Genomic DNA, 19,177 nt, shown 5'->3' on the forward strand with positions numbered 1-19,177 from the left:
CGCCTGGGGGCCGGCGTGGCCGGTTGATCTTCCACCTGGCGTACACGTTGTTCCAGCACGGCCAAGGCCTTTTGCTGCACGTCGTAGCGTTGCTTGAGTTCCAGGAGTTCCCGCTTGAGGGTTTCGATATCGGCATCCGGCGCGGCATACAGCACGGATGCGGGCAAGAGCGTACTTAAACAGATCACCGCGCGGAGCGATAACGATCGATGCATGAAAGAAGCCGTCCTTTTCCAATGCGTAAGTGTCGAGGGTCAGCGTAGTTCAATAACCGAGCGTGCGTAGGCCTTTTAGCTGGTCCAGATTGCAGTTCAATGCGCCGTTGTTCAAACCGTTATTGTTCATTACCACGTTGAGTTGGGTCATGTTGTTGACGAAGTTGCTATTGCCGGTCAAAACCGTGCCTTGCAGCACATTCCCGCCGCCGATCTGCTGCAGGCTGTTGCCCTGGTTGTGGTTGGCCTGGATCGCCATTTGCAGGCCGCCATTGTTGGCCGACACGCTGACTTGACCGGCCTTGCTGTCGCCGGTGACGGTGCCACCGGCCACGAGTACCTGACCGGACTGCACGGCGTTGGCAGGGGCAAAGCCGTCCTGAGTGACGTTGATGCCGACATGGTTGTTGGCGGTGTTGCCATCACCGGCGGCGCGCACGCTTTGGGTCACGCCCTGGCCGCTGGTCAGGCCGGCTCCGCCGATCACGTTACCGCCGCCGGCAGTGGGCGTTCCGGAACCCGCCGCACCCGTGGTTTGCACGTAGAACTGTGGGGTGATGGTGGTCTTGTCCAACTGCATGCTGGCCTTGCCGGTAATGCTGTCGCCGACCGCATTGGTCCAGGTGCTGCTCATGACAATGCCGAAGCTGATGATTCGCCCCGGCATCACATAGCGGCCACGCAGCTCGGCCATTTCCGCGTCCTTGAGTTCGATCGGTTTGAAGCCCGATGAAGCATAAGCGGGCATCGAGGCTGCCAGACACAAAACCGTCAGCCAACGGGAAGTGTTCATCTTTTGCTCCTGGAGCGTCCTGCCCCTTATTGCGCTTCTAGAAGAAGTCGCTCTGGATAAAACCGAAATCCATCAGTTCGGCGTCGCCTACGGGCCGGAACTCGTTCAGCTGGTTCTTGGCGGTCAGGGGGGCAGGCGGGTCGAGCAGGATGTTGGCCTTGTCGTAGCCTTCACCCAATACGGCGAACACGATGCCATTCCAGCCCTTGACGAAGTCATCCCGCGAATAGCGCTTGTGCCCCAGCACCGGATCGCCGACATACACCCAGTCCTTGTCGGCCCGTTGCATCACCACGAAGTGCTTGTAGCCCCGGATTTCCAGCAACACCACCACCGGGATTTTCACGGTGACCAGGGTGTCCGGGGCGATCTTGTAGCCCCGGGCGCGCATGCCGATGCTTTCGAGGTAGCGCTTCATGTCCAGCATGGAAAAACCCTGGGTACGCACCAGGTCCTGGTCGGCATTGACCAGCATGCCCTTGATGAGGTGGTCTTCGTCGACGTCCAGCCAATAGGCCTGGCGCAGGATGGTAGCGAGTGCCGCAGCACCACAGCTGAAATCGGTTTTCTGTTCCACCAGGTTGGCGAACCGGCGTTCACGGATGCTCTCGACCTTCTTGAAAATCACCGCACCGCCGGGCATGGCGGAGATCGCCATGGTGCCTGCCCAAGTGGGGCCGGTGAGCAACATCAGGAGGGTGAGGGTCGCGAAGCGCATGATCGACTGACCTGCTGGACACTGGAATAAGAAAGGGCCTTGTTGCCAAGGCCCCGTTGGATCAGAAACGCACGCCGCTGGAGCAGACGCTGCAACCTTGACCGATCGACAGGCTGTTGCTGCCCTGGTTGCCCGCGCCCGATTGCAGGTTTACACCCACGTTGCCGGAGTTGCGGTTAACCGAGTTGTCGAGGCTGGAGTTGTTGGACACGTATTGAGGCTTGCCGTAGCCATAGCTGCTGACGGCGGTATTGAGGTAGCTGTTGTTGAGCGAGTTCTGCTCGGTGTTGGAGGCGGCGGCGATGTTCTTGCCGTCAGCGGTGGTGATTGCCAGGTTGTTTTTACCTTCGTTGCCTTGACCGGCCTGGCCGTTGTAACCCACGTTGCCGGAGTTGCCGTTGACGGAGCCGTCCAGGGACGCGTTGTTTTGCGTGCCTTTGTTGACGAAGTTGTTATTGGTGCTGGCTTGATCCACATCGATCACGGCGAACACGGTGGCAAAGTCGCCTTTGGCACTGGAGATGGCACCGGCGTTATCCGCCTGGTTGCCGGAGCCCGACTGTACGTTGACGCCCACGTTACCGCTGTTGCCGGTCACCGAGTTGTCGGCCGAGGCGTTGTTTTCGGTGTTGCTGTCCTCGAATTTGTTGCCCTGGCTTTTTTGCACATCGGTGACCACGGAGGCGACGGTGCCAGTAGGTTGAGGGGCTGGGTGCCAGCCACCACCCGCTTGAGCAGCGGCAGCCATGAGCGCGGCGAGAGCGAAAACCAGTGGTTTGAGCGCCATTTGAGGTTTCATGGTGTTTCTCCTTGCTTCTAATTAGTTGGGTTAAGTGTTGGTACGGTCTAACTAAGGTCTATCAAGCGCTTACTTGATAGTGATGCCCAGGGTGTTAGCCACTCGGTTCCCCACCCCGGCACTCTGGTTCACCTGAATCACTCCTCGGCTGCCTGTGAAGGCCTGGTCGCTGGTGACGACCTGGCGGCTGCCAGTGGTGGAGGTGGACCCTGAGTCGCTTGCCAGCGTCGTCGTGTTCTGTTGCAACAGGACGCTGTCATCGATGCTTTGCGGGCCAGGGTTCAGGCTGATCCGCACCGCATTGATCGATTGGTTATTGGCTCCGGCCGACTGATTGATGCCCAGTACGCCGTTGCCGTTGGTAAAGGAGGTGCCCAGGATCGCCGCCTTGGCGTTCAGGGACGGGTCGACGTTGCCGTCGAGCTTCTGGATATTGGCGGTGGTGGCCTGGCCACCGAGGACAATCGCGCGGCTGTTGGACATTTGCTGTTGATTGCCGGCGGCCTGGTTGATCGACAAGACACCCTCGTACTGTTTGCCGCTGCCATTGATCACGGCGGTGTTGTCAGCCAGGGCCGTTGCGCTGCCCAGCAGGGCGACTATCAACAGGAAGTGCCTCATCACTTGCCCCCCATCATGCTGCCGAGATTGTTCAAGGGGGCCATGCCGCGCTGGATCGAATCGCTGATCTGCCCACCCATTGCGTTGCCGGCGCCGGCGCCATGGCCGGCGGCAGCGCCGCTGCCCAGGGTCGACATGCCGGTGTGCGTGGCGCCCAGGCCGGACAGATTGCCGTTGGGCTGCACCGAGCGCGCAAGGCTCGAGCCGCTGCTGATGCCGCCGATGTCACGGTCGCTGAGTTCGCCGGACATGGCACTGATCACTTCTTTGCTGGGGTTGGCGTTGGCCGTGTTGGGGTAGGGGTCCGGGAGCGAGGTGCGCCCGTACATATGCCCTTGTACGGCGCGCCCCGTCACGATCACGCCGTCACCCGCCTGGCTCGGCAGGCTGACACCTGCACTGAGCACGCAACTGATCAGCAGTGCGTTTATCGAGGCATGAGTGAATGTGTTCACGGTGGCAATCCTTATTATTCACGCTGACCCTAAACAGCGTTGTAGGGGACAGAGCAGAAGGCGTGCCGGTTTTTGTTTTTACTTTGGATTCAGCAGGTTATAGTTTTCACCGACGGTTTCGTCGGTTGTGCTGTTTCAACCCTGAAACAGTCCTGGCCCGGCGTCGTAGGCCCGGTCGCTCGTGCCAGCTGTATCAGTGATGAAACAGTGTCCATGACAAAACGATGAATCCGTCCCCGCCGGGCGATTCAAGACAGTTGGGTGTTTCAAAAATGGACAGGTCACGCGGCAGGCGCAGGCTCAGCCTTTGGGGGTTTTACGCGGAATGGAGTTGAGTACCGGGTTGCCGTCCTGATTCTGGGTCAGGTAGACCGGTAATACCTTGGGCAGGGAGGGGATGAGGTTATTGACCTCACTGAGGTTATAAATACCGCCGATGCGAATGCTCCCGGTGCCTGCGTCCGCCAGCATTACGGGTTTGTCCAGGTAGCGGTTGATCAGCGGCAGCGCATCGGCCAGGGCCAGGTTGTCGAGCACCAGTTTGCCCGTGCGCCATGCCAGGGCCGTGTCGTCGGGTTTGATCGCCGCCACGCGCGGGGTGGCGTCGCCCCGTTGGTAACTGGCCTGCATCCCCGGGGTCAGCGGCACGCTGCCATGCACCGAGTCGCTGGCGATCTGCACCGAACCTTCAAGCAACATCACCCGTACCTGGTCGGCATACGTCCAGACATTGAACTGGGTGCCCGTCACGCGCACCTGCCCCTCGCCAGCCTGCACGACAAAGGGGTGATTGCTGTCATGGGCGACCTTGAAAAACGCCTCGCCCTTTTTCAAGCTGGCCTGACGCCGGTCCTTGTAATCGCTATAGACCAGTTCGGTGCCCAGGTTCAATTCCACCTGGCTGCCATCAGCAAGGGTGATCTTGCGCAAGCCATTGGTTGCTTCGTAGTGTTTATAGGCGCTGGGCAGCCAGCCGGCTTCCCAGCCGGTCAAGGCGGCCAGTGGCAAGGCACCCAGGCACAGGGCGGCGGCGACCGCGTAGGTGCGCCAGCGCTTGCGCGGTTTGAACGGCAACACCACCGGCGCCGGTGTGTTGCGCGGCAGATGATCGGCCACGTCCCAGACTTCCAGCATCGCCGCGTATTCGAACGCATGCAGCGGGTGAGCGTCGTGCCATTGTTCAAACGCCTGGCGCTCAGCGGCCGAGCAATCCTCGGCATGCAGGCGCATGCACCAATGCGCGGCGGCGTCGGTAATGGCGTCGTACTCGGCTTCTGAAAGGGACTGTTCGCTCATTGACTCATCCTGATTTCCCGCATTCTAACTCTCTGAAGCACACGGCGAGAACAGCAGCATGGCGATTGCACATCAATTGGAACTTATTCTTGTTTGAGCGCGCCTAAAAATTCAGGAATTAACCTGTCGTCAACCATGGAGTACTAAACATGTTGAAGAAAACCTTAGCTGCCCTGTGTGCCACCACCGCTTTGCTGAGTGCCGGCGCTGCCCTGGCCGACAAGCCGGGAGCGGGCTGGATCACCATTGAAAAAGCCATTGAGGTGGCCAAGACCAAGGCTGGGTATACCGAAGTTTATGCCGCCGAAGCCGACGATAACGGCTATTGGGAAGTCAAGGGCCGCAAATCCGACGGCACCGTCTACGAGGCTCGCATCGACGGCATGTCGGGCAATGTCCTGCGAGATCAGAAGGACTGATCCGCCCGCTGGGGGCCTGTTCAGGCCCCCACATCCAGCATGCGCCCCAGATGCGTAATCAGGTAAGTGACCGAATCGGCGTTGGTGAGAATGACGTCGATGCGTTTGTCGATATTGCTCATGAACACCTGACGTGCCTCATTCAGGGTCTTTGCGCCAGTAATCCCCAGGACTTTGCGCTTGAGGTAGTGGGTAGTGGTGAAAACGCCGTAATCTTCCCAGGTATTGGAGATGTCATCCCATGTCTTGAACAGCATTCGGGCCGGCGTCAGCGTGGACAGTGCGGTCGTTTGCAAGTCATCCTGGCGGGTTTTCACTGCCTGAGCGCCAGGCTTTGCGGTATCGATCAGGTCGCGGAAGGGTTCCATGCTCCGCAGGTAGGCAATGTCTTCGGTCTTGAACCGTAAATGCGTCAGTTCATGAATCAGCGTAGAAGCCCTGGCGTGAGCGAATATATCGAAGGGGGCATTCAGGATGTTGGCGTATTCAGCCAGATTCGGATCGAAGAAACGTTCGAACAGAAACACTTTGCGTTCACTGTCATCGATGAGCACCATCGCGTAATCATTCATGGGGTCCATCAGGCTTTCGCCGCTGACCAGGCGCATTGAGTCAGGGCCGATCAAGGTCGGGTCACTCAATTCATCGAGTATTCCGTCGATGAGGGTCTCGATTTTCCTTACCTGGTCCGGTGCCAGGTTGATGGTGCCGAACAGGTCGCATAAAAACAGACCCACTCGGCTATCAGGGGTGATCAGCTGTGCAAAATGGCGGATGTTGCGCTTGCAGTTGACGGCATAGTAAGTCGCCACGTTCAACGCTTCGTCGATGGCCTGGGCTTTCCAACTGGAGACGGCGGCAATCGCCCTTATGCCTCGCGCTTCAATATTGATCTCGCGCCGCTGCGCCCGTTGCGTTTTCTGACGCGTCCAGGCCTGGCCGAAGCGGGGTTTGTGCAGGCTCAGGTCCAACACCCACTGGCCATTTGAATGGCGACCCACGTAGGGGCCCTGCTGATCGTTATTGCCGAGGCGCCAGTGCTCCTTGGTTTTCGTCACCGCATACACTTTGCCTGCCAGCGGTACATACGTCCTGGCGCTCGCCGGGTCCTCGTAAACATGGGTGGAGGTAGTCAGCTCCAGGTTCTCCAGGGCGACGTCATGATCCTCGAAGCGCTGCAGCCGTGTGCGCGAAATGGCAGTGACGTCCCGCAGGCCTGGGGCGGTGGCCGTGGGGAGGTTGTCCTGGGGCAGGTCGACGATGTCAGCGTTATCGGGCGGCGCGGTTTCGCTGCCGTCGAGCTCGCTGTACAGCGCGGCCATTTGCACCACGGCCAGGATGAAGTCCTTCATCGCGGCGCGCCACTGGTGCACTTGCAGCGCCTCCGCTGAGCGCTTGACCAGCGTGTAGCTGCGCCACACCACCAGCGGATAGGCGAGTTTGCCCGCCATGAAGTGCACCGCCATGGCAATGCCCTTGCCGAACAGGTCGACCGCTTTATCCCATAGCGTCTGGGCGCCTTCCTTGAATTGGCAGGCGAACATGTTCAGCAGGATCAGCGTGTTCTCACTGAACAGATACTGCAGCAGATTGCCGGTTATGGCAGACGGAGGCAAGGCGAATATCCGAGGGGCGATGCCGGTTGTTCAGCAGCAAGTCGCGGTAAACGGCCTGGTGCGGATCTTCCAGGTGCTGGATGACCCAGTCCTGCAGTGCTCCAGGTCGTTCCAGCTCATCGAGCAGCGCTTGTTCATTATCGTAGTGCTTGAGCACATGGTTTTCACTGTAGGGCGCGTACAACACCACGGCGCCGGCCTCTTTATCCGGCGCGCTGATCAGGTACATGCCCAGTACCTTGGCGGCCGTGGCACCCGCAGTCGCCACCAGTTCCACGGGCCGAAACAGCACCGACGCGCCCTCCAGCGCCGCACGCGCCAGGGCGTCAGGCATATCGAACGCCTGCTGCACCCAGCCCAGGGCCTGGGTCGACAGGCGTTCCTGCAGATGGTGCTCGTGGGCGTATTGCAGCACCTGCCAGGGCAATTGCCGGCAGAACCGCCGCCGACGTTGGCGCGCAGCCTCTGTGCGGGTGTCCAGCGCGGTTTGCAACAGCTGCTGGTAGACCGATTTCACGTCCAACTGGCGCACCATCTGGATCACTGTCTTGGCATCCAGGGTGTCGGGCAGCGGTGTGGCGGTGCGCGAACGCGGCACAATGGCCTGCTTGTTCAGGTCCGGCCAGTGGCGCAAGGCGAAGTCGGTCAAGCTGCAGGTATGGATATCCAGGGCCTGGTGCACGGGAATCAGCACGTCGTCGGGGCTGATGGTGTGCTCGGGAAAGCGTGCCTTCAGGAGCTTTTCCAGGGCGGAAAAAGTGTGCTCGCGAAGGGTCGGGAGGCCATGGAGGTAGTCCTCCTCTTGCGGGGCGCTGTTGCGGTATTGCTCAAGCAGTTCGGCATGGTAAATCTGCTCTTGGGCAGGGGCCATTGCCAGCCACACCGGCAGCAGTTGCTGGGTGATCATTGCGTCGGCCAGCGCCCTGGCCCGTGCCAGGTTGGTAGGCGCGGGGATTTGCAGGAGCGCATCCAGGCGGTCCTGTACGGCGCGCGCCGGCAAGTCCATGGCCAGTAGATGATCGACTGCGTCGATGACTTGCTCGTCGTAGCTCTTCAGGCGATTGTCCAGCAGGTTATCGTCAATGCGTTGCAGCGCCGCCAGGCGATACACCTGATGGGGCACGCGCTGGGACAAGCGCAGATTCTCCAGCAGCGTCAGCCGTTTGACCGGATGCGCCAGGCGCTGGGCAATGGAGTCGCGCAGGGCCGAGACCGATGAAAACACTTCATGGCCACGCCGTGGCGTCCATAAGAGCGCCTGGCCCGAACGCGCCGGGTCAAGGCCGCCACGCTCGGTCAGTACAAACAGATTGGCCAGCGGCAGCAGCGCGTCGGACGTGCCCTGGTGCAACGCCAGCGCATAGGCATCCGGCAGAAACCCGTTGACCCCATGCCGGGTCAGGCGCACCAGGCTGTCGCTGCGCAGTACCGTATCGAGAATGGCATGGCTTTGGCCCGTCAGGGTTTTACCCAGCAACCGCAGTTCAGCCTCGCTGCGCAAGCCCAGCAGCATCGAATGCGCGTGCTTGTCGCGGTTGTTGTCCAGGAACAGGCGCGGCAGGTCACGCAGCTCATGGCCGGCAAAAACCTTCAACACCCGTTCGATCGTGTCATTGAAGGTTTTGAGGGTGAGGTTATTGAGCTTCAGCGCAACCCCCTGGTTGCGCCTTTCGTAGAAGCCCGTCCTGGACGACACGGGAAGCGGCTTGCTCGCCTGGCCCAGGCGCTCGATGAAGTGTTCAACCATGTTCAGGGACGACACGGGCAGGCGCTCTTCGCGCTGCTGGGCACTGGAGGCGTAGGTATTGATAAAGACGTCATCGGCCTTGAGGTCCAGTTGGCGCGTCTGCAGTTCCGTGTTCAGGGCCAGGGTGACCATGCTGCGCAATGTCGGGTGGTTCAGGCGTTCGCTGTTCAGGCCTTCCTCGACAGCTCGCAGGCGCTGCTGGTGCAGCTTGGCGCGCTCGGCCTGCACGGTGGACGGACGGCCATTGCCGCTGCTGACGGGATGTATCGTCCAGCGCCCATGGGTGTCCAGGTCGGCCAGGCGGCTGTCGAGCATGGTGCGGATGTCCAGGGCGTAATCGAGCAAGGCATCCAGGTCCACCTGGCCGGCGCTGCTGCGATACAGGCCCAGGGCATGGTTCATATTACTGGTCTGCTTGGCGACGATGTCTTCGAGCATGTCGCTGAACACATGCCCGGAGACTGGACGTGCGGCAACGTTGATCGAGTCCAGACCGATAAAGGTGTTGCGCTCGTCCAGGGACAGGAAATTGAGCAGTTCGTCTTCGTGTCCGGCCGCCGTGAGCATGGTCAGCAGTGCGTCTTTAAGGTCATCCAGGTCCTGGAGCACCTGCACACCACGGGACTGGGTGTAGAGGTAGGCGTGGCTTTGATGCAGCATCAGGGTGCTGGCCAGTTCCACGTAGTGCTGGTAGGGCGCATGGATACGCACTTTCTCCACGCTCAAGTCGGCGGCGTAGGCGCTGCGAGCGCCCTGGTCGCTGAGGAACAGGGCCTGGAGCACGTGGCTTTCGTCGGCACTGAGGATGCCGGCCTGGCGTTTGAGCAGCACGTCGAGGCGGAACTTGTCCGCCATTACCTGCGCGAACAGATCAAGGCGTGAGGTGCCGCTGTCGATGTCTTCGTTCCAGTAGGTCTGCAGCAGGCTCTCGAGCAGTTTGGACAGCGTGCCGGAGGTCTGCTCGATGAGCGTTTCCCAATGCTCGCGGTCTTGCTCCAGCCGGGTCGGGGTGAAGTCGGCAGTGACATGTTTGGGGTTGATGAATTCGCGGGTTTGCCCCGCAGGCCAGGCATGTTTCACATAAAACTGCAGGAACGCTTCACGCAGCGCCAGGGAGTCAATCCAGCGGCGGTCGGTGTCCGTCGGGCCTTGGATAAAGCAGTTTACCCGCGTTTCGCGTTGATCCAGGCCGGGGAAATCAGCGTGCGCCATGATCCCGAGCAGTGTGTCGAGCATGTCCGAGAGGGTCGGGGTTTTCTGCAAGTGCTCAAGCATCGCTTGCACGTTTTCCCGTTGGCAGGCCTGCAGGGCTTGCTCCTGGTCGTCCATGACCGCTCCCGGCACCGGCGAGGTGGTGAGTGTAAAGACGCTGTCTGCCGACAGGCTGTTGCGCTGCGCGATCGACAGGAAGCTGAGCAACGCCACGCGCTGCAGCGAATCGGCAAGCGTCTGGCTGAGCTCTGTGAGCAGCGCGGCGTGGCTGTCAAACACCTGGATACCGCCGTAGGGCGTGTACAGCAGGGCCTTGGCCCCGTCCGGGCTCGGGCTCATCGCAAACGCGCCGGCGAGCACGATCGCCGCGTGGCCCACCCGGTTGATCAACAGCCTTTCGACGCGCATGGGGTGGCGTTGCAGGCGCGTATCCTGGCGGCTGGCGTCACTGGCGTAATACATGCCGTGCAGCCATTCCAGGTCCTTGACGGTGAGCCCCAGGCCGCGTTCGCGTTCGCTCAGGGTCGAGCGATTGACGGGCAGCAGGAATTCGTCAAAAAAATACGGCGGGGTGACGCGGGTCATGCCTGTCTCCAGCGTGAATAGGGTCACACAGGGTAGGCGGGCAGCCGTGGCGGGCGGGGGGTAACTATTGAGTCAAGCCTGAGTCTCGCCGTCAGTTGACAGCAAGCGTCGTGGGTGGTGTTTAATCGACGGTCTGGATGTCCATTCGTTGCCCCTTCCAATCATAAAAACGGAGCTTCAAATGCCTGCGCAGTCTGCGACCGTTGTCACAGCCTTTATCAGCTTCACTGAATTGGTGGGATTGCTCCAGCGCATCTTCGTCAGGCACGGCACCTCGCCGGAAGTGGCGGCGATCCTTGCACACAACTGCGCCAGCGCCGAACGTGATGGCGCCCACAGCCACGGTATCTTTCGCATCCCGGGGTACCTGTCGACCCTGGCCAGCGGCTGGGTCAACGGCGCTGCCGTGCCCACGGTCAGCGATGTGGCGTCAGGCTTCGTACGGGTCGATGCCGGCAATGGGTTTGCCCAGCCGGCCCTGGCGGCCGCGCGTGCGCTGCTGGTGAGCAAGGCCCGCAGCGCCGGCATTGCGTTGCTGGCGATCCATAATTCCCATCACTTTGCCGCGTTATGGCCGGATGTCGAACCGTTCGCCGAAGAAGGGCTGGTGGCGCTCAGCATGGTCAACAGCATGACGTGCGTGGTACCCCACGGGGCCGACCGGCCGCTCTTCGGCACCAACCCCATCGCGTTCGCGGCGCCCCAGGCAGGCGGCGCGCCGATTGTGTTCGACCTGGCCACCAGTGCCATCGCCCACGGTGATGTGCAAATTGCCGCGCGCAACGGTGAACGTCTGCCGCCGGGCATGGGCGTGGACAGCCTGGGCCAGCCGACCCAGGACCCGAAAGCGATTCTCGAGGGCGGCGCGCTGTTGCCATTTGGCGGGCACAAGGGTTCGGCGTTGTCGATGATGGTCGAGTTGCTGGCGGCAGCGCTGACAGGCGGCCATTTTTCTTTTGAATTCAACTGGGCCGACCATCCGGGCGCGCGTACGCCCTGGACCGGACAGTTACTGATCGTGATCGATCCGAGCAAGACCGCCGGGCAAAGCTTTGCCGAGCGCAGCCATGAACTGGTGCGGCAGATGCATGCGGTGGGGTTGCGGCGGTTACCGGGGGATCGGCGCCATCGCGCACGGGCAAAATCGCTGGAAACAGGCTTAGAACTGCCAGTGCAGGAGCTGAACCAGCTTCAGGAATGGGCGGGGGATTGAACACGGGGGCGAGGGTGCCGGCAGATATATAGGATTCAGCGAACAATGAAACTCAATGTGGGAGGGGGCAAGCCCCCTCCCACATTTATACCGCGTTCCAGCTTTGAATCAGCGCAACCCGTACCGGTCAGTTACGGCGACCGAGCAGCAGGCCAACCACCAGGCCAAAGCCTGCGGAAATGGCCACGGTCTGCCATGGGTGGCCACCGATGTAAGTCTCTGTGGCATCCACGACCGGCTTGCTGCGCTCACGCACATTGGACACGGAGTCCAGGGCTTGCTTGAGTTTGATGGCAACCTGCTCACGCAGGGTTTCACCTTCCTCACCCACCAGGGACGCGCTGCTTTTGAGCAGTTTGTCGGATTCTTCGATCAGCGCAGTCAGTTCGCTGAAGGCTTGGTCCTTGATTTGATCTTCGACGGATTGGGCGGCGGTTTTGCGGGCCATGTGTGACTCCTTGCAAGTGAATGTGACAGTGAACAATGGAGTATCGGGCGCCGGCAAAAGTTGCAGTTATTTTGCCGGCCGCCCATTTGCGGCAAAATCCAAATCGGGTCCTTTGGACCTTCAGTGTAAGATGTTCCCTATTTGTGCAGCAGGTAATTCAACATGAGCTTCAATCTCGCCAACAAGACCCTCGCCGAACGCGCCGAGCTGGAAGATGAAAAGTCCCGTCTCTACGACCTGTGGCAAACCAACCTGGGCAAGGCCAAGGGCGAAGCCGCGCGGTTGTTCGGTGAGCGCGCCAAGCGCAAGGGCAAATGGGCCGAATGGGTGCGTGCCGAACTTGACGGCATGTCGCCGCCGGAGTTTTCCAACATGGTGCGCAGTGAAGTCAACAAGCTGATGGCAGCGGCTAAATAAAGCTCGCCTCGATCGCCTCACGCACCTTCAACAGCATAGGGTCAAGCTGGGCCTGGGTGCGCCAGCCCAGTTCCACCGGGTAGCGCGGCAGCGCCAGCGGGCAGGGCAATACGCGCAAGCCGGTCAGGCGGGCGATGGCCTCGGCGGCATGCCCGGGGATCGTCGCCACCGCCATGCTGCCCTTGAGCAGAAACGCCAGCGCGGCAAAGTGGCTGGTGGACGCGCACACCTGGCGGCGCAAGCCGCGCGCCGCCAAACCCTCATCGGTAATGCCGATAAACCCGCCCGACGACACCAGCACATGCTCACGCGCGACGAACTCCGTCAGGTCGATCTGTTGTTGGCCGGGCGCCAGGCTGTCCGGGTCCACCAGGCAGCGATAGTCACCTTCGCCGAGCACTTGCCGACTCAGGCGCCGCTCGGCAAAACCGCCGGCGGTGATGGCCAGGTCCAGGCTACGGTCGAGCAGGCCGTCGGCGACAATCTGGCTGTGGGTCTGGCGGAAAATGACCCGCAGTTTCGGCAGGCGCTGTGCGACGCTGTCCATCAGTCGACGGCCGTAGGCAATCTCAAAGTCGTCCGACAGCCCCAGCACCACGGAGCGGCCCTGATAGTTCGGGCTCTGCGGGTTGATCATCGCCAGGCTTTGCCGGCAGCGGTCCAGTGCTTCGCTGATCACCGGTTTCAACTGATTGGCGCGTGTCGTGGGTGCCAGTCCACGTCCTGTGCGCACAAATAACTGATCGCCGTACAACTCGCGCAAACGCCGCAGGCCGGCGCTGATGGCCGACTGGGTGACCCCCAGGCGCAACGCTGCGCGGCTGGCGCTGGACTCGTCATGCAGGGCTTCAAAGGTCTTGAGCAGGTTCAAGTCGACGTCTGCGATATTTATCTGGCTCATATCATTTAGCACTGAGGTGGGCTTTATTCATGATCAAGCCTGGCCGGAGAATGGGCAACCCCCACCGACTTGGAGTGACTGTGATGCCTGTTTCTACTGTGGCTGCTTTACAAATTGGCTCGCTGCCGGGCGGCAAGGCCGAAACCCTCAAACAGATACTGAGCTATGAAGAGCAGATTCAGCGCAGCGGCGCGCAACTGGTGGTAATGCCCGAGGCCTTGCTCGGCGGCTATCCCAAGGGCGAAGGGTTTGGCACGCAACTGGGTTACCGCCTGCCCGAGGGCCGTGAAGCCTTTGCGCGGTATTTTGCCAATGCCATCGATGTGCCGGGTGTCGAGACCGAGGCGCTGGCCGGGTTATCGGCGCGCACCGGTGCCAGCCTGGTGCTCGGCGTGATCGAGCGCAGTGGCAGCACCTTGTATTGCACCGTGTTGTATTTCGAGCCGTCGGGCGGCCTGGTTGCCAAGCACCGCAAGCTGATGCCTACCGGCACCGAACGACTGATCTGGGGCAAGGGCGATGGCTCCACCTTACCGGTAGTCGACACTGCGGTAGGGCGCATTGGCGGCGCAGTGTGCTGGGAAAACATGATGCCGCTGTTGCGCACCGCGATGTACGCCAAGGGTGTACAGGTGTGGTGCGCGCCCACCGTGGATGAACGCGAGATGTGGCAGGTGAGCATGCGCCACGTGGCCCATGAAGGGCGCTGCTTTGTGGTAAGCGCCTGCCAGGTGCAGGCCTCGCCCGAGGCGTTGGGCGTGGAGGTTGCCAACTGGCCGGCGGATCGTCCGTTGATTGCCGGTGGCAGCGTGATCGTCGGGCCGATGGGCGACATCCTTGCCGGGCCGCTGGTGGGTGAAGCGGGGCTGTTGACGGCGCGGATCGATACCGATGAGTTGGTGCGGGCACGCTATGACTATGACGTGGTGGGGCACTACGCCAGGCCGGATATTTTTGAGTTGACGGTGGACGAGCGCGCCAAGCCGGGCGTGCGCTCTATCACTGACTAAACGCGGTTAAAAATGTGGGAGGGGGCTTGGCTTAATGCCAGTCAGTTAAGGCTTTTTGTAGGAGCGAGCTTGCTCGCGAAAAACTCACAGGCACCGCGTTCATTCAGGAGGCACACGTTATCGTTGACGTTTTTCGCGAGCAAGCTCGCTCCTACAGAGGGCGGCGTACGCTTGACTGACCGTAATCGGGGGCAAGCCCCCTCCCACATTTGATTTTCAGGGTTTGGGGGATTGGGATTTCAGCCACTCTTGGCGAGTGATCTCCCAGATCTCCCGTGGGAGCGTGCCGGCGACGAATTTACCCTCATCCGTCCTGACCAGACGCATGCCCGTACGCTCGGAAATTCGCCGTGACCCCAGGTTTGGCGCCGCCTTGGGCGCGCGCAGCACGGGGCGCTCAAGTACGCTGAACCAATAGTCGGTCACGGCGGCACTGGCCTCGGACATAAACCCTTGCCCCTGCCACTGCGGGCCCAGCCAGAAGCCGCGATTGTCATCCTGCTCGTCCGTCAGATTGATGTTGCCGATCAACTGTTCAGGCGCGCTTCTAAGACAAATCGACCAGTGCCACTGCTCACCGCGAGCCATGGCGGGCAGGGCAAGTTCCTCAAGATAGCGGCGCGCGCCATCGGCCGGGTAGGGCCAGGGCACCATGGCATTGAGATAGCGCACCACTTCCCAATGGGCAAATTGTTGCTGGATCGCCTCGGCATCGTCCAGTACCAGCGGGCGCAGGATCAGGCGTTGGGTCAATAGCGTCGGTTGCATGAGGGTCACCAGGTTGCGGTGTTGGGCAAATCCAGGGTGCCGCGCTCGACAAAGCGCATGGTCCCAAACAACCCACCCGCCAGCTTGCCGCGCAGTACATACGGCAGGTTATTCAGGCTCTGGGTCTGGCTCAGGCCCAGGGTCTGGCGCAACACCGAAAACGCCGAAACACTCACTGGCACCATCAGCACCGTCTCGGAGAAACGCGGGATGCTGCCCGCCTGATCACTCACCCCGGACGCCAGCGGCCGGCCATTGACTTCCAGGCCCAGCGCCACGCCGTTGTAGTCGATCGCCGTTTCATTGGGGTTTTGCACCCGCAGTTTGACGGCGAAGCGCACTTCCAAATCCTGGCTTTGCAGCGGTTCGATGCCGACCACGTTGATGTTGACCGGATCGCGCTGGGGCAACAGCGCGCAGGCGCTCAAGGTCAGCAACAACACCGATACCACCATGAGCTTGCGCATCTGAACGTGCTCCTACTGTTTCGTAACGTCCGGGTCCTGCATGACCTTGAGGGTCGAGGACTCCGGATCGAATTCATCTTCTTCCAGCTCTATGAACGCTTCGGGCAGGAAAATGTTCAGCAGGATGGCACAGAACGCCCCCACGGTGATCGGCGACTCAAAGATGTTATGCAGCGCCTTGGGCAAGTCGCGCAGCACTTCGGGCACGGCCGCAACGCCCAGGCCCATCCCCAGGGAAATCGCCACGATCAGTACGTTGCGTCGGTGCAACCCGGCTTCGGCGAGGATCTTGATGCCGGCCACGGCCACGGTGCCAAACATGATCAGGGTCGCGCCGCCCAGCACCGGTTTGGGCATCAGTTGCAGCACCGCGCCGATCATCGGGAACAGCCCCAGCAGCACCAGCAGGCCGGCGATGAAGTAGGCCACGTAGCGGCTGGCCACGCCGGTCAGTTGGATCACGCCGTTGTTCTGGGCGAAGGTCACCATCGGCAGGCTATTGAAGGTGGCCGCCATCGCCGAGTTGAGGCCGTCGGCGAGCAGGCCGGACTTGATGCGCTTGATATACCGCGGGCCTTTGACCGGCTGCTGGGAAATCATCGAGTTGGCGGTCAGGTCACCGGCGGCTTCCAGGGGCGAAATCAGGAAGATCACCGCCACCGGGATGAACGCCACCCAGTCGAACGAGAAGCCGTACTTGAACGGCACCGGCACGCTGATCAGCGGCACCTGGGGCAGGGCGGCCATGTCGACGCGGCCCAGCCACCAGGCCACGACAAAACCCAGGGTCAGGCCGATCACGATCGAGCCCAGGCGCAGGAACGGGTTGTCGAAGCGGTTGAGCACCACGATGGTCAGCAGCACCAGCGCCGCCAGGCCCATATTGCTCGCCGCGCCCAGGTCGCTGGCGCCGAAACCGCCGGCCATGTCGGTCACCGCGACCTTGATCAACGACAACCCCATCAAGGTGATGATGGTGCCGGTGACCACCGGGGTAATCAGCTTGCGCAACTTGCCGATGAACTGGCTGAGCACCACTTCGATAAAGGCTGCGAAAAAGCAGATGCCAAAGATCGTCGAAAGAATCTCATCGGTACCGCCGCCGCGAGCCTTGACCATGAACCCGGCGCTCAAAATCACGCTGATAAAGGAAAAGCTGGTGCCCTGCAGGCACAACAGGCCCGAGCCGATGGGGCCGAACGTGCGTGCCTGCACGAAGGTGCCGAGCCCCGAGACGAACAGCGCCATGCTCACCAGATACGGCACTTCACTTTCCAGGCCCAACACGCCACCGACGATCAGGGTCGGGGTGATGATGCCGACGAAGCTCGCCAGCACATGCTGCAGGGCGGCAAACACCGCCGCAGTGAAGTGCGGACGGTCTTCCAGGCCGTAGATCAGGTCGGATTTATAGCGCGGGCGAGGGGCTTGAGCGTCAGACAAAATGAGGGCTCGGGTCGGAAAATGGAGGCGCAGGATGCCAGAAACGGCGGATTGCCTGAAGTGTAAAAAAATATTTATGAAACCCCTGCATAAAACCCTCGGGCGTGCCGATAGTTCTTATAGGTCCACCTATCAATAACAACAACGGTGGCCAAAGTCTGGCAGCGCATTGTCGCTGACCGATCGTTTCGCGGCAGGGGTGCGCGCAAACACCCTTTCTGAGAGCAGCCCTATGTCCCTCCGTCATCTGAATATCGCCCCTCGCGCCTTTCTCGGGTTTGCCTTCATCGCCGTTCTGGTGGTCATCCTGGGGGTATTTGCAGTCGACCGCATGACCCTGATGCGCCAGGCTTCGTTGGACATGAGCACCAATCAGTTGCCCAGCGTGACGTACCTGGGGCAAATGACGGAAAACGTGTTGCGCATGCGCATCCTGTCCTTTCGCGTGCTGGTCAACCGTGAGCCGGTCGCCCTGCAGGAAGCCGAAACCCGCATCGGCGTGCTGGTCGACAAGGTCAAGGCGGCGCAGACCCATTACGCCTCGCTGCCGGCAGGTGCCGAGGAGACGGTGTTGTACAAGGCATTTGCGACCACCCTGGACAACTATTTCAAGGCGCAAGCCGACATGATTGCCTTGTCCAAACAAGACAAGGTCGATGAAATGCGCGCGCTGATCAACAGCCGTATCAAAGACGGCACCGACCAGATGGGCGAGCAGTTGAACAAACTGATCGCGCTCAACGCCGCCGGTGCCAAGGCCGCCGATACCCAGGCAGAACACAGCTACGAAGTGGCCATTACCGGCGTCATCCTGGTGTCGGTGGCCGCTGCGTTGCTCACGGTGTTGCTGGCCTGGCTGCTGACCCGCAGCATCGTCGCGCCGTTGCGCAAGGCCGTGCAAGCGGCTGAAAGTATCGCCGGCGGCAACCTGACGACGGCTATCGAAGACGATGGCAAGGACGAACCGGCGCGGCTGATCAGTGCCTTGTCGACCATGCAGGCCAACCTGCGCCAGACCATCCAGCACATTGCAGGCTCGGCCACGCAGTTGGCGTCGGCTGCCGAAGAACTGAGCGCTGTCACCGAGGAAGCCTCCAAAGGCTTGCAGCAACAGAACAATGAAATCGACCAGGCGGCCACGGCGGTCAATGAGATGACTGCGGCGGTGGAAGAGGTGGCGCGCAACGCGGTGTCCACCTCCGAAGCCTCCGGCCAATCCAACCAGGCCGCACGGGAAGGCCGCGACCGGGTCGTCGAGACGGTCGGCGCGATCCAGACCATGACCCAGGACGTGCAAAACACGGCGGCCATGATCGAAGGGCTGGCGGCGCAAGGGCGGGACATCGGCAAGGTCCTCGACGTGATCCGCGCGATTGCCGAGCAGACCAACCTGCTGGCGCTCAACGCCGCGATCGAAGCGGCACGCGCCGGTGAAGCCGGGCGTGGCTTTGCGGTGGTGGCCGACGAGGTGCGCGCACTGGCTCATCGCACGGCCCAGTCGACCCAGGAAATCGAAAAAATGGTCGCCGGCATCCAGAACGGCACCGGTGAAGCCGTGCAATCGATGCAGCAGAGCAACCAGCGCACCCAAAGTACCCTGGAAATGGCCCGTGCCGCCGGTGTTGCACTGGAGCAGATCACCCAGTCGATCAGCCTGATCAACGAACGCAACCTGGTGATCGCCAGCGCGTCCGAAGAGCAGGCCCAGGTGTCGCGCGAGGTGGATCGCAACCTGGTGAATATCCGCGACCTGGCGACACAATCGGCGGCGGGCGCCAATCAAACGAGTGCGGCCAGCCATGAGCTGTCACGCTTGGCGGTGGATCTGAACGCGATGGTGGCCCGGTTCGTTATCTAAAATCTGAAATACGGTTCAAATGGGGGAGGGGGCTGTCTACACAACTCAGTAGCGCCAACCGTAACCACGATGCGAAGCGAGCCGCTCTTGATCTTGATCTTAGGCGCCCCGTTAAACCACGCTGGCCGAACGCAGGCTTGAATCCGTGGGCAACCCGGCAGGACGCCGGGTTAGCC

At 61.2% G+C, this 19,177-nt stretch carries 18 protein-coding genes and 1 pseudogene; 5 read left to right on the forward strand and 14 right to left on the reverse strand.

Annotated features, from left to right (window positions below; genetic code table 11):
- The 7 genes and pseudogenes from BFP93_RS27400 to BFP93_RS11335 form a co-directional block, all read right to left on the reverse strand.
- Nucleotides 1-215: pseudogene (locus BFP93_RS27400) on the reverse strand (hypothetical protein); the annotation flags it as partial.
- Nucleotides 216-264: 49 nt separating this feature from the next.
- Nucleotides 265-1,008 (reverse strand): hypothetical protein, encoded by a 744-nt coding sequence (locus BFP93_RS11310; protein WP_065893141.1) that lies wholly within the window; start codon nucleotides 1,006-1,008, stop codon nucleotides 265-267.
- Nucleotides 1,009-1,045: 37 nt separating this feature from the next.
- Nucleotides 1,046-1,726, reverse strand: coding sequence for a C39 family peptidase (locus BFP93_RS11315; protein WP_065893142.1), 681 nt, complete (start codon nucleotides 1,724-1,726; stop codon nucleotides 1,046-1,048).
- Nucleotides 1,727-1,787: 61 nt separating this feature from the next.
- Entirely contained in the window at nucleotides 1,788-2,525 is a 738-nt protein-coding gene (locus BFP93_RS11320; protein ID WP_065887387.1) for a hypothetical protein, read from the reverse strand.
- A gap of 69 nt (nucleotides 2,526-2,594) precedes the next feature.
- Nucleotides 2,595-3,146 carry an adhesin gene (locus BFP93_RS11325; RefSeq protein WP_065893143.1) on the reverse strand — a complete coding sequence of 184 codons (552 nt, stop codon included), beginning with the start codon at nucleotides 3,144-3,146 and terminating at the stop codon, nucleotides 2,595-2,597.
- Nucleotides 3,146-3,601 (reverse strand): hypothetical protein, encoded by a 456-nt coding sequence (locus tag BFP93_RS11330; RefSeq protein ID WP_065893144.1) that lies wholly within the window; start codon nucleotides 3,599-3,601, stop codon nucleotides 3,146-3,148. The genes BFP93_RS11325 and BFP93_RS11330 overlap by 1 nt, the downstream gene beginning before the upstream one ends.
- A gap of 300 nt (nucleotides 3,602-3,901) precedes the next feature.
- The gene (locus BFP93_RS11335; protein ID WP_065893145.1) at nucleotides 3,902-4,897 is read right to left on the reverse strand and encodes a FecR family protein; all 996 of its coding nucleotides are present in this window, start codon (nucleotides 4,895-4,897) and stop codon (nucleotides 3,902-3,904) included.
- Nucleotides 4,898-5,046: 149 nt separating this feature from the next.
- Here BFP93_RS11335 and BFP93_RS11340 point away from each other — a divergent pair, with 149 nt between their 5' ends.
- Nucleotides 5,047-5,316, forward strand: coding sequence for a PepSY domain-containing protein (locus BFP93_RS11340; RefSeq protein ID WP_065887383.1), 270 nt, complete (start codon nucleotides 5,047-5,049; stop codon nucleotides 5,314-5,316).
- A 20-nt stretch (nucleotides 5,317-5,336) separates the two neighbouring features.
- On the opposite strand, the gene BFP93_RS29665 is transcribed toward BFP93_RS11340, so the two are convergent.
- Complete coding sequence (locus BFP93_RS29665; RefSeq protein ID WP_370737786.1) at nucleotides 5,337-6,932, reverse strand: hypothetical protein; 1,596 nt, start codon at nucleotides 6,930-6,932, stop codon at nucleotides 5,337-5,339.
- Nucleotides 6,883-10,476, reverse strand: coding sequence for a dermonecrotic toxin domain-containing protein (locus BFP93_RS11345; protein ID WP_370737787.1), 3,594 nt, complete (start codon nucleotides 10,474-10,476; stop codon nucleotides 6,883-6,885). The genes BFP93_RS29665 and BFP93_RS11345 overlap by 50 nt, the downstream gene beginning before the upstream one ends.
- A gap of 181 nt (nucleotides 10,477-10,657) precedes the next feature.
- On the opposite strand from BFP93_RS11345, the gene BFP93_RS11350 reads away from it, so the two are divergent.
- Nucleotides 10,658-11,689, forward strand: a complete 1,032-nt coding sequence (locus BFP93_RS11350; protein WP_065893146.1) for an Ldh family oxidoreductase — start codon at nucleotides 10,658-10,660, stop codon at nucleotides 11,687-11,689.
- A 127-nt stretch (nucleotides 11,690-11,816) separates the two neighbouring features.
- Here BFP93_RS11350 and BFP93_RS11355 read toward each other — a convergent pair whose 3' ends face one another.
- Entirely contained in the window at nucleotides 11,817-12,137 is a 321-nt protein-coding gene (locus BFP93_RS11355; protein ID WP_065887380.1) for a DUF883 family protein, read from the reverse strand.
- A 162-nt stretch (nucleotides 12,138-12,299) separates the two neighbouring features.
- On the opposite strand from BFP93_RS11355, the gene BFP93_RS11360 reads away from it, so the two are divergent.
- A complete protein-coding gene (locus tag BFP93_RS11360) occupies nucleotides 12,300-12,554 on the forward strand; it encodes a hypothetical protein (RefSeq protein ID WP_003190904.1) in 255 nt (84 codons plus the stop codon).
- Here the strand turns inward: BFP93_RS11360 and BFP93_RS11365 are convergent.
- Nucleotides 12,547-13,446, reverse strand: a complete 900-nt coding sequence (locus BFP93_RS11365) for a LysR family transcriptional regulator (protein WP_065893270.1) — start codon at nucleotides 13,444-13,446, stop codon at nucleotides 12,547-12,549. The genes BFP93_RS11360 and BFP93_RS11365 overlap by 8 nt on opposite strands.
- Nucleotides 13,447-13,538: 92 nt before the next feature.
- Between BFP93_RS11365 and BFP93_RS11370 the strand changes: the two genes are divergently transcribed.
- Nucleotides 13,539-14,465, forward strand: a complete 927-nt coding sequence (locus BFP93_RS11370) for a carbon-nitrogen hydrolase family protein (protein WP_065893147.1) — start codon at nucleotides 13,539-13,541, stop codon at nucleotides 14,463-14,465.
- 216 nt (nucleotides 14,466-14,681) lie between these two features.
- Here the strand turns inward: BFP93_RS11370 and BFP93_RS11375 are convergent, their stop codons facing one another.
- From BFP93_RS11375 to BFP93_RS11385, 3 genes are read right to left on the reverse strand one after another with little or no spacing between them, the layout of a single operon-like run.
- The gene (locus BFP93_RS11375; protein WP_065893148.1) at nucleotides 14,682-15,233 is read right to left on the reverse strand and encodes a GNAT family N-acetyltransferase; all 552 of its coding nucleotides are present in this window, start codon (nucleotides 15,231-15,233) and stop codon (nucleotides 14,682-14,684) included.
- A gap of 5 nt (nucleotides 15,234-15,238) precedes the next feature.
- Nucleotides 15,239-15,700, reverse strand: coding sequence for an LEA type 2 family protein (locus BFP93_RS11380; protein ID WP_065893149.1), 462 nt, complete (start codon nucleotides 15,698-15,700; stop codon nucleotides 15,239-15,241).
- Nucleotides 15,701-15,712: 12 nt separating this feature from the next.
- A complete protein-coding gene (locus tag BFP93_RS11385; RefSeq protein WP_065893150.1) occupies nucleotides 15,713-17,143 on the reverse strand; it encodes a nucleobase:cation symporter-2 family protein in 1,431 nt (476 codons plus the stop codon).
- A 232-nt stretch (nucleotides 17,144-17,375) separates the two neighbouring features.
- Between BFP93_RS11385 and BFP93_RS11390 the strand changes: the two genes are divergently transcribed.
- Nucleotides 17,376-19,001: a methyl-accepting chemotaxis protein gene (locus BFP93_RS11390; RefSeq protein ID WP_065893151.1), complete on the forward strand. Its 1,626-nt coding sequence runs from the start codon at nucleotides 17,376-17,378 to the stop codon at nucleotides 18,999-19,001.
- The last annotated feature ends 176 nt before the right edge of the window (nucleotides 19,002-19,177 follow it).

Origin of the sequence: Pseudomonas sp. 44 R 15, from assembly GCF_900004965.1 — a bacterium.
In the GTDB taxonomy this organism is placed as follows: Bacteria; Pseudomonadota; Gammaproteobacteria; order Pseudomonadales; family Pseudomonadaceae; genus Aquipseudomonas; species Aquipseudomonas orientalis_A.